The sequence below is a fragment of the Arthrobacter sp. TmtSoilC51 genome, assembly GCF_055388015.1.
The window spans coordinates 3051917-3062007 of sequence record NZ_AP035877.1 but is presented as its reverse complement, the minus strand read 5'-3'; the positions used below and the strand labels follow the sequence as shown (position 1 = coordinate 3062007).

Genomic DNA, 10091 nt, shown 5'->3' with positions numbered 1-10091 from the left:
GTGGGTTTGAAAGAGCTGACACCGCAGGAGCGTTCCGACGCTTTGGATAAGGCTGCAAAGGCGCGCGCTGTTCGCGCCGCAGCCAAAGAGCGGCTCAAACGTGGCGAAGTGAGCATCGCTGAGCTGATCTCTTCAGGCACCACGGACGAAGCCATTGCGCGCATGCGCGTGGTGGAGTTGCTGGAAGCGCTCCCAGGCATAGGACCTGTACGTGCGGCCGGGATCATGGCGGACATAGGCATCGCTGGTTCCCGGCGCATCAGGGGCTTGGGAATTCACCAGGCCCGGGCGCTGGTAGATTTTATGGATACCCAGCAAAGCGTTTGACGCATCTCCCCGAAGGAATCCGTGAGCAAGAAACCTGGACTGACTGTCCTCGCAGGCCCAACTGCTGTTGGCAAGGGAACCGTATCCACCTACATCAGGGACAACTATCCAGAGGTTTGGCTTTCCGTCTCGGCCACCACCCGCCCTGCGCGTCCAGGTGAGAAGGACGGGGTTCACTACTTCTTCAAATCCGCCGAAGAGTTTGACTCTCTGGTGGCTGATGGCGAACTCCTGGAGTGGGCAGTGGTCCACGGACAGAACCGGTACGGCACGCTCCGGAGTACTGTGAATGATGCTATTGCGGAGGGGAAATCGGTACTGCTCGAGATCGACCTCCAAGGCGCACGCCAGGTAAAAGCTGCCGTGCCGGATGCCAAGTTCGTCTTCCTGGCCCCGCCCAGCTGGGAAGAAATGGTGCGTCGGCTTGTGGGTCGCGGCACCGAAACTGCCGAGGAACAGCAGCGCAGGCTGGAAACCGCTAAACTGGAACTTGCTGCTGAACCGGAGTTTGACCACACCGTCATCAATGACGACGTTCGCCGGGCAGCGGACGAGCTTGTTTCACTCATGGGGCTAACCCCGCACGAGCGCTAAGCGCTTGCACTTGTCGGCCCGCTAGAATTTGGAGATTTCGTGTCCACGAACCTTGAAGGCATCATCAACCCGCCGATCGATTCGCTGCTTGAGGCTGCCGATTCCAAGTACGGCCTGGTGATCTTCGGCGCCAAGCGTGCCCGCCAGATCAACGCCTACTACGCCCAGCTGCACGAGGGCCTCTTCGAGTATGTCGGTCCGTTGGTAGACACCAAGCTGAACGAGAAGTCGCTCTCGATCGCCCTTCGCGAGATCAACGAAGGCCTGCTGGTTTCCACGCCGATCGAGCCCGCAGAATAACAACTGACTGCCTGTTGACGGAGGTCACGTGCGCATAGTCCTCGGAGTCGGGGGAGGGATCGCAGCCTACAAGGTTGCATCGCTCCTCCGGCTTTTTACTGAAGCCGGGCACCAAGTGACGGTGATCCCAACGGAAGCAGCCACCCGTTTTGTCGGCGTGGCTACATGGGAGGCGCTCTCCGGGAATCCGGTCAGCAACAGCGTCTTTGACGATGTCGAGAAAGTCAACCACGTCCGGCTGGGCCACGAGGCTGACTTGATCGTCGTCGCACCTGCTACCGCGGATCTCCTTGCGAAAGCAGCCACGGGCCAAGCCGGTGACCTCCTGACCAACACTCTGCTCATGGCCCACGGGCCGGTGCTCTTTGCTCCGGCGATGCACACGGAAATGTGGCAGCACGCGGCAACCCAGGCCAATGTGGAAACCTTGCGGAGTCGTGGCGTAACAGTCCTGGAGCCTGCCAGTGGCCGCCTGACAGGAGCCGATTCAGGCCCCGGCCGTTTGCCCGAACCCGAAGCAATCTTCACCGCTGCCATGGCGTTGGCCGAGGCCGCCACGGAAGTGGACGCGCCCGAGGCTGTACCCGCGGCACATGCTTCCCTCGCTGGCCGTACGGTGACGATTTCGGCGGGCGGTACCAGGGAAGCGTTGGACCCCGTGCGTTTCCTCGGTAACCGGTCGTCGGGAAAGCAGGGCGCGGCATTGGCTGCGGCTGCGTTGGCTGCCGGTGCCACCGTCCGTTTCATTGCCGCACATATGGACGTCGAGCCGCCTGCCGGCGTCGAGCTCGTCCGCGTTGAATCAGCCCTGGAACTGCGCGAGGCGGCGATGAAAGCGGCGGTCGATTCCGACGTCGTCATCATGGCCGCCGCTGTGGCAGATTTCCGGCCGGCTGAGGTTTCCGACACCAAGATCAAAAAGGTCGACGGCGAGGACGCGCCGTTGGTGCGCCTGGTTCGAAACCCGGACATCCTGCATGAGCTGGTCGAACGGCGCAACGCCGAGGGTGGCCGCCAACTGATCGTGGGTTTTGCGGCCGAAACGGGCGATGCCCAAGGCGATGTGTTGGAGCATGCCACTGCCAAACTCAAGCGCAAGGGCTGCGACCTCCTGGTGGTCAACCACGTGGGGGTGGGTCGTGTCTTCGGCCAGGACGATAACTCGGTGGTGATCCTTTCCGGGCACGGCGCCGAACCGCAGTCTGCGTCCGGATCCAAGTCTGATGTCGCCGCGGCCGTTGTAGATCGGGTGGGCGCCGAATTGACCAGGGTTTTTCCGGCCCCGTAACGCCCAGGGGCGTGGCCTCCGCCCCGAAATTCTTAGCATAGGGACACACGGCAGATGCCGCCGCCCCGCAACACAGTAAGGTGGTCGAGTGACTTTACCGCTGCACCATGAACACCATGGCACCCCGTCCAAGCTCCGGCTCTTCACTTCAGAGTCGGTCACTGAAGGGCACCCGGACAAGATCTGCGACCAAATCAGCGACGCCATCCTGGATGCGTTGCTGGCTGCCGATCCTGAGTCCCGCGTTGCAGTCGAGACCATGGCCACCACTGGCCTGGTGCACGTGGCCGGTGAGGTAACCACTGACGCCTACGTCGAGATACCGCAGATTGTCCGGGAGACTATTCTTGGCATCGGCTACGATTCTTCAGCCAATGGTTTCGACGGTGCCCGCTGCGGCGTCTCAGTCTCGATCGGGCAGCAGTCCAACGATATCGCCGGGGGCGTCTTCAACTCGCTGGAAGCGCGCGAAGGACGCCAGGAGGACGACTACGATCTCCAAGGCGCGGGCGATCAGGGCATCATGTTCGGTTATGCAAGCGATGAGACCGCTTCGTACATGCCAACACCCATCTGGCTTGCCCACCGTTTGTCCGAGCGGCTCACGGAAGTTCGCAAGAGCGGCGAACTTGCCTATCTTCGTCCTGACGGCAAAACCCAGGTAACGGTAGGGTACGACGGCGACCGCCCGGTTTCGGTTGAAACGGTGGTGATTTCCAGCCAGCACGCTGAAGAAGCAAGCCTGGACCAACTGCGCGCCGATCTCGCCAGCCACGTCATCGATCCCGTTCTGGCAACATCCAATCTGGATATCTCCCACGTGGCCAATATCCTGAACCCCGCGGGGGCCTTTGTGATTGGTGGCCCGGTTGGCGATGCGGGCCTGACCGGTCGAAAGATTATCGTCGATACCTACGGCGGATTCTCCCGGCACGGCGGAGGAGCCTTCTCCGGCAAGGACCCGTCCAAGGTTGATCGCTCGGCTGCATACGCCATGCGCTGGGTTGCCAAGAACGTTGTCGCGGCAGGGCTGGCAAAGCGCGCGGAGATCCAGATTGCCTACGCCATTGGCCAGGCACGTCCGGTGGGAACCTACGTGGAGACTTTCGGTACGGAGACCGTTGACCCGGCCCGCATCAGCGAGGCCATCAACGAGCTCTTCGATCTCCGTCCCCGCGCCATCATCGACGCTTTGGACCTCAAGCGTCCCATTTACACGAAGACTGCGGCGCACGGCCATTTCGGCCGCGACGAGCCCGACTTCACGTGGGAGCGTCTGGACCGCGTGGCGGACCTGAAGGAATTCTTCAACGCCTGATCTCCTCGATGATCGGCCGGTGCCGGCCCTGGGTTTACTGCTTTGTCGGTGGTCCATGATTGGCTGGAGCCAGAGAGATGCCCGCAGTGGGTTTCCCCACTGCGGGCATCCTTTGTTTAGCCTGCGCGGGAAGCCCCGTGACAAAGAGTTGGAGGTAGAGAGCATGGCGGGAAATGAAGCCCAGCCCTCCCTGCTTCAACCTTCTTTGCTTCAAGGATTCCCGGACAAGGCTCCTGTCAGCGGACCTCCGCTGGCGGCAGAGAATCCGGTGGCCCGTGTGGTGCTGGAATCCTCCCTGCCCCACTTGGACAGGCCCTTTGATTACAGCGTGCCCGCTGAGTTGGCTGATTCCGCCGTTCCCGGAGTCCGCGTGAAAGTGAAGTTCAACGGACAGGAGCTTAACGGGTATGTGCTGGCACGCGCCGACACTTCGGATGCCGGCCACGCGCTCACTGCGCTTCACAAGGTGGTCTCGCCGTTGCCGGTCCTTACTCCAGAGATCGCGGAGTTGGCTGGAACGGTAGCTGCGCGTTACGCCGGAACCTTGAGCGACGTCCTGCGTACCGCCGTTCCCCCACGGGTTGCCAAAGTGGAGAAAGAGTTGCTGTCTGGCGAAGCAGGGCACGGGCAAGAACCGCAGACCCCAGCAAACGTGCCGGACGCCCATGCTTGGGGCTCCTACTCCAACGGTGCGCCATACCTGCATCACCTGGCCGGTGGGGGTTCTCCCAAGGCCGTCCTCACCGCGTTGCAGGGATTCGGCCCCGACGGTTGGCCTTCGCTGGTTGCCTCCGCTGTGGCGTCAGTCCGGGCTTCCGGCCGTGGTGCAGTGGTTGTCGTCCCGGATTACAGGGACCTTGGACAGCTGGAGGCGGCACTGGCAAAAGTCCTCCCAGCCGGTGACGTTGCACGGCTGGCGGCTGATGACGGTCAAACGCCCCGCTACAGAAATTTCCTCCGGGTCCTGAGTGGAGAGGCTCGCGTGGCCATCGGCACGCGGTCCGCCGCTTATGCGCCGGTCCGGGAGTTGGGCCTCGTGGTCTGCTGGGACGACGGCGACGACCTCCATATCGATCAGCGCGCTCCCTATGCGCACACTCGGGAAGTCCTGCTCCTGCGGGCCGAGCAGGAGAACGCAGCCTGCCTGATGGCATCCCATAGTCGCAGCACCGAGCTCCAGCGCCTGGTTGAAATGCAGTGGGCTGTGCCGATCGAAGCGCCCCGAACCGTCATTCGCTCCACGGTGCCGCGTGTACTCAACACCGCTGACAGCTTTGAGCAGGAACGCGATCCGCTGGCCCGGATTGCACGTTTGCCCGGAGCGGCGTGGCGCGCGGCGAAGGAAGGCCTCGAACATGGCCCGGTCCTGGTGCAAGTTGCACGCGCCGGCTATGCACCCTCCTTGGTGTGCGAAACGTGCCGGGAGCTGGCCCGCTGCAACGCTTGCCAAGGACCTTTGGCCATCTCCAGCAGTTCCGCCCTGCCGATATGCCGCTGGTGCTCCACGCCGGCGCCGCAGTGGCGCTGTAACCATTGCAACGGCACCCACTTGCGCCGGGGCGCGACTGGAGCCGTGCGAACGGCAGAGGAACTAGGGCGGGCTTTTCCCGGAAAGACGGTGATCACCTCTTCCGGGGAGAACATCAAAGCCACGGTGCCAGACGCTCCGGCGCTGGTGGTGGCTACGGTGGGTGCCGAACCCGTGGCTCCCCAGGGATACGCTGCGGCGCTGCTCCTGGACGGCAATTCACTGCTCCGCCGGGAGAACCTCCGGGCCGGTGAGGACACCGTCCGGCGGTGGTTCAACGCTGCGGCGCTGGTGCGACCCTCCAACCAGGGGGGACTGGTAGTCATCACGGCGGACGACACAACTGCCACCGGAGCGCTGCTGCGCTGGGACGCACCAGGCTACGCGTCGCGTGAATTGGCACTGCGGAAGGAGCTTCAGCTTCCCCCGGCAGTGCGAGTGGCTTCCGTGACCGGGCCAAGGGCCGACGTCGCGCATTTTTCCGATGCTTTCGAGGCAGGCGCCAAACTGAGGTCCGGTACAAAGCTTCGCTTCGCCGGTCCAGCGCCCGTTCAGTTGGCCTCCAGCGGTCCCCAAGGCTCTGCAGGCGAGGCCGAGGCAGATGTCCGCATTCTGTATTTCATTCCTTATGCCGATGCCGCGGACGCCACTCGTGCCATGCGTGCCGTCAAAGCAGCGAATGCGGCAAAGCGTACAGGCGGCCCGGTTCAGCTACGGCTGGATGGCGTGGACGTCCTCTAGCCTTTGGCCACCCGTTGAGGGCTGCCACACCTAGCGCTTGCGAAGCGCAACCACCTCTTCTGCGGCAGCCAGCAGTTGCCGGGCGGATTCGTCCCAGTTGAAGTCTCCAGCACGTTCAACGGACCTGCGCGAACGTTCCTGCCACAACCTGTCATCGCCCAAGGCCGTGACGGCTGCAGCGAAGTCCGTGGGCGACTCGGGATCAACGTAGCTGACGGCGTCGCCGCCTACTTCCCGGAAGATCGGGATGTCGCTGGCGATGACAGGGGTTCCAAGCGACATCGCTTCCACCAACGGCAAACCATATCCCTCGGCCCGGGACAAGCTGATGAGTGCCGTTGCCCTGGTCAGGAGCCCCTCATACTCGGCGTCGGTCACACCGTTGTGGAACTGGACCTTTGCCCCATGGGGGACCAAGGCTTCGAGTTCTGCCCGGCGCTGGGGCGTGATGCGGCTCAGCAAGTGCAGTGTGTACTCCGGCAGGCCGGCCATTCCCCGAATCATGGTTTCCACGTTCTTGTACGGCATGAAAGAACCCATGTACAGCAGGGTTTTATCGGCCCCGGCCGCAGGATCGCGGGGCGTTTGACCGGGCTGCGGGGCATTGCCCACGATTCGCACCGGACGGCGGGTCAAAGTGAACTTCGCCATCAAGGCCTCTGTGGTCCTGCTGATGGTTGCCACGATGTCGGCCCGGTTCAGGAGTACGCGCTGGGGCCAGTACGCCTTATGGTAAAGCCGCCACAGGAAGCGCACTGGAGCTGGAAGGAACCCCGGGGGAGCGGGGTGTTCGTAGTAGATGAGGTCGTGAAGCGTAAGGATCAGGCCGTACTTCCGGCCCAGGGTGCCCATGGTCTGCATCGGGCACACTACGACGTCGGCGCCCAGCGGGTTGACTTTACGGGCCACGAACAGCTCAAGCGGGGATAACGGGCTGTTGATCATCACATAGGGGACGTCCGGAAGCAATGCGAGTTGGCGTTTGTCGTTGATGAGCATGGTGACATCCGCGATTTTGGATGTTGCTGCAATGAGGCTTGAACCGTAGCGGCTGATGCCATCGTGGTGGTCCGTCTTGGTGAAGCGGGCGTCGATGACAATTTTCACGCGGGGTGTTCCTCCAGGAATGTGCGGATAGCTGCGGCAGCCGGGGCCGGAGTCTCGTAATGGATCAAATGCCCGACGTCGGGAATCACTTCCAGCGTGGCCTCCGGAAGGCGCTCCATCAGTTTGTGCTGGTTGGGCAACGTGGCGATCTCGTCTTTTTCGCCGGCGATCAGCAGTACGGGGAGCCGTAGCTCCTCGGCGACGTCTGCCACAGTGCCCGACACGGATGCCTTGAAGGATTCGAGCAAGCTCCTCCGGTCCGCGAAAGCGCTGAAGTAGGCATCGTGCTGGCCGTGGATGAAGCGTCGCAGGTTTTTGTCTTTGGTCTTGGCCATGGTGATACTCATGACCCGGACGATGGCACGGTTGCGCAGGAGGGCAAGTCCAAAGCGCTTGGGGAGCTTGGCGGATACCTGGTAGTAGAACACCGCTAGCTTGGTCATGATCCCTTTGGGACCTTCCAACGCGGGCGCGGCGATGGGGTTGATCAGGATCAGCGGATAAATGGTACCGGGATTCCGGGCCGCAAAATGGCTGGCGACGATGGAGCCAAACGAGTGGCCGAGAAGCACTGTTTTGGGGCCCAGGTCCAGGGCAGCCATGAAACCGGAGATGAAATGGCCGTAGCGCTCGACGCTGTGTTGGCCGTCAAGGAAGGGTTCTGAACTGCCAAACGCCGGGAGGTCCGGCATGATGATCCGCATGTCCGGAAGCTGGTCCGCTACCCGGAGCAATCCATGGTGGTCACCCCGAAAACCGTGAATGACCAAGATGGTACGCGTATGTTGGGTGGGTTTGACGGGTTCGTACGTCCAATACGCTACATTGCTGCCGTCGACGTCTACATCGGAGGCGATGGTCCGCCCTGGCAGGGAGGTGCTAAAGAATTCAACAGGGGCCTCTGCACCTTCAGGGGTGTGCGCGGTGTCCACTTTTTCCATTCGGCCGTTCCTAGTTCACGTTGTCCGGGTGCGAGCCCGTGCGGTGGTGGCGTTCAAGAGCGGCCATGCCGTCCATATCTGCCGCCTCCAGTTCGAAGTCGAAAACGGCAAAGTTCTCCTTGATCCGCCCAGCGGAGCTGGCTTTCGGAATGACGAGGTTTCCGAGCTGGAGATGCCACCGGAGGATGATTTGGGCCGGTGTCCTGCCGTACTTTTCAGCCAAATCCACGATCGCGGGGTCGGCAAGGACCTGTCCCCGGCCCAGCGGGCTCCATGCTTCGGTACGGATCCCAAGTTGTTCGTGAAGTGTCCGAAGCCTGGGCTGCTGAAGCCAGGGGTGCAGCTCGATCTGATTGACGGCCGGAACCACTTCGGCTTTCTGCATGAGTTCTTCCAAGTGCCCCGGCTGGAAATTCGAGACCCCGATGGCCCGCACTTTGCCTTCCCGGTACAGGGTCTCCATGGCTTTATAGGTCTCTACGAACAGTCCTCGGCCGGCACAAGGCCAGTGGATGAGGTAAAGGTCCACGTAGTCCAGTCCAAGGTTGGCCATGGATGAATCGAAGGCACGGAGCGTGGAGTCGTAGCCGTGGTCGTCATTCCAGACCTTGGTGGTGACAAACACGTCTTCCCTGGCCAACGCGTGCACGGATTCTCCGGACCCACCCGTGCCGAGGTTTGCCTCGTTGGCATCTCCGATCGCACCACCGATTGCGCGCCCTACGCCCACTTCATTTCGGTACATGGCCGCGGTATCGAAGCGCCGGTACCCTTCGCCGAGGGCAGTGCTCACCAAAGCCTCAGCTTCTTTTGGCGGCACTTTATAGAGTCCGAATCCCAAGCGGTCAATCATCACGCCATTGTTCAAGGTCAGCCGGGCCGGGAATCTCATATCAACGACTCTACCCATTTCGCGGCGGAATGCCTCAGGACTGGCCACTGAAACTCACCAAGCGGCGCGCCGAGGCTTCATCGAGGATGAGATCCGTGGCAAGCCCTGCTGCCAAGGCGCCCTGCAGGCCGTTGATTTTGGAGGCGCCGGACACGACGCAAATCCGGCGCCGCACCTGCCGTAGCTGTTCATGGCTTGGGCCAGTGGACCGTTCGTTCAGGGTAATGCCGTCAGATGATCCATCACTGCGGAAGAAGACGGTGGCAACGTCGCCCACCACGTCGTCGGCAGCCAACATGCTGAGGTCTTGTTCGTCGAGGTATCCGCCGGCGTACACATGGCTTGGATAGTCCGAATCAACGGATCCAACGCCGAAAATAGCGATGCTCATGCGCGCCTGCAGATCCAGGATGCGTTGAACGCTGCGCTCATTCCACATGGCCGTCTTGGTAGCGGCGTGATCGAAAAACGCTGGGACGGGAAATTGTTCCACCCGCGCTCCGTAGGCGCTGCCAAAGCGTCGCATGATGTCGCTCGCGTAGGTGATGCCTGTTGTCTGCATGTTCCCGGCGCCATTGAGTTGGACCACGATCGTGTCATGCGTGACTTTTCGGGTCAGGTGCCGGCTCACGGCGCTGAGTGTGGCGCCCCAGGCAATGCCGATGATGGCATTGGAATCCACCAGGGGTCCTATGGTCCGCGCTGCCTGCATGGCCACGCGGTCAAGCGTTTCCGCCTCGTTCAAGGTGTCCAGCACCGGCACCACGTGGACGTCCACCTTGAATTTGTTGCGAATTTGGCTCTCCAACTCGGGAGCGGTGTCAAAAGGGCTGCGGATCTGGACCTGGACCAGACCTGTTTCCCGGGCGGAAGACAGGAGCCTGGAGACCGTAGAGCGTGAGGTCCTGAGCTCCCGCGCGATCGCATCCATGGTGAGGTCCTGCAGGTAGTACATCTGTGCGGCCCGGAGGGCATCCGAGTGACGTGAGCGTCCCATCTCATTTCCTTACTGCACGTTTGTGCAAATAGCTTGACTCCATTTTCCACCTTCGCCA

10 protein-coding genes are annotated in these 10091 nt (G+C 62.0%); 6 read left to right on the top strand and 4 right to left on the bottom strand.

The genetic code is table 11. The features are described from left to right. The 6 genes from mihF to ACZ5G6_RS13905 all read left to right on the top strand — a co-directional run bounded on the left by mihF (position 1) and on the right by ACZ5G6_RS13905 (position 6096). A complete protein-coding gene (gene mihF / locus ACZ5G6_RS13930) occupies positions 1 to 327 on the top strand; it encodes an integration host factor, actinobacterial type (protein WP_223933000.1) in 327 nt (108 codons plus the stop codon). A 21-nt stretch (positions 328 to 348) separates the two neighbouring features. After that, entirely contained in the window at positions 349 to 921 is a 573-nt protein-coding gene (gmk, locus tag ACZ5G6_RS13925) for a guanylate kinase (protein ID WP_223932999.1), read from the top strand. Between the two features lie 39 nt (positions 922 to 960). Next, entirely contained in the window at positions 961 to 1221 is a 261-nt protein-coding gene (gene rpoZ / locus ACZ5G6_RS13920) for a DNA-directed RNA polymerase subunit omega (protein ID WP_017197559.1), read from the top strand. 28 nt (positions 1222 to 1249) lie between these two features. Further along, positions 1250 to 2509: a bifunctional phosphopantothenoylcysteine decarboxylase/phosphopantothenate--cysteine ligase CoaBC gene (coaBC, locus tag ACZ5G6_RS13915; RefSeq protein ID WP_498686028.1), complete on the top strand. Its 1260-nt coding sequence runs from the start codon at positions 1250 to 1252 to the stop codon at positions 2507 to 2509. 88 nt (positions 2510 to 2597) lie between these two features. Further along, the gene (metK, locus tag ACZ5G6_RS13910; protein ID WP_223932997.1) at positions 2598 to 3827 is read left to right on the top strand and encodes a methionine adenosyltransferase; all 1230 of its coding nucleotides are present in this window, start codon (positions 2598 to 2600) and stop codon (positions 3825 to 3827) included. 163 nt (positions 3828 to 3990) lie between these two features. After that, positions 3991 to 6096, top strand: coding sequence for a primosomal protein N' (locus ACZ5G6_RS13905; protein ID WP_498686024.1), 2106 nt, complete (start codon positions 3991 to 3993; stop codon positions 6094 to 6096). A gap of 30 nt (positions 6097 to 6126) precedes the next feature. Here the strand turns inward: ACZ5G6_RS13905 and ACZ5G6_RS13900 are convergent, their stop codons facing one another. Genes ACZ5G6_RS13900 through ACZ5G6_RS13885 form a run of 4 tightly spaced genes read right to left on the bottom strand, consistent with a single transcriptional unit; the run spans position 6127 to position 10033 of the window. Beyond that, complete coding sequence (locus ACZ5G6_RS13900; protein WP_223932995.1) at positions 6127 to 7203, bottom strand: glycosyltransferase family 4 protein; 1077 nt, start codon at positions 7201 to 7203, stop codon at positions 6127 to 6129. After that, complete coding sequence (locus ACZ5G6_RS13895; protein ID WP_498686020.1) at positions 7200 to 8144, bottom strand: alpha/beta fold hydrolase; 945 nt, start codon at positions 8142 to 8144, stop codon at positions 7200 to 7202. The genes ACZ5G6_RS13900 and ACZ5G6_RS13895 overlap by 4 nt, the downstream gene beginning before the upstream one ends. Positions 8145 to 8154: 10 nt before the next feature. Continuing rightward, a complete protein-coding gene (locus ACZ5G6_RS13890; RefSeq protein WP_498686019.1) occupies positions 8155 to 9036 on the bottom strand; it encodes an aldo/keto reductase in 882 nt (293 codons plus the stop codon). Positions 9037 to 9070: 34 nt separating this feature from the next. After that, on the bottom strand, positions 9071 to 10033 hold the full coding sequence (locus ACZ5G6_RS13885; protein ID WP_223932992.1) for a sugar-binding transcriptional regulator: 963 nt from the start codon (positions 10031 to 10033) through the stop codon (positions 9071 to 9073). Between the last annotated feature and the right edge of the window lie 58 nt (positions 10034 to 10091).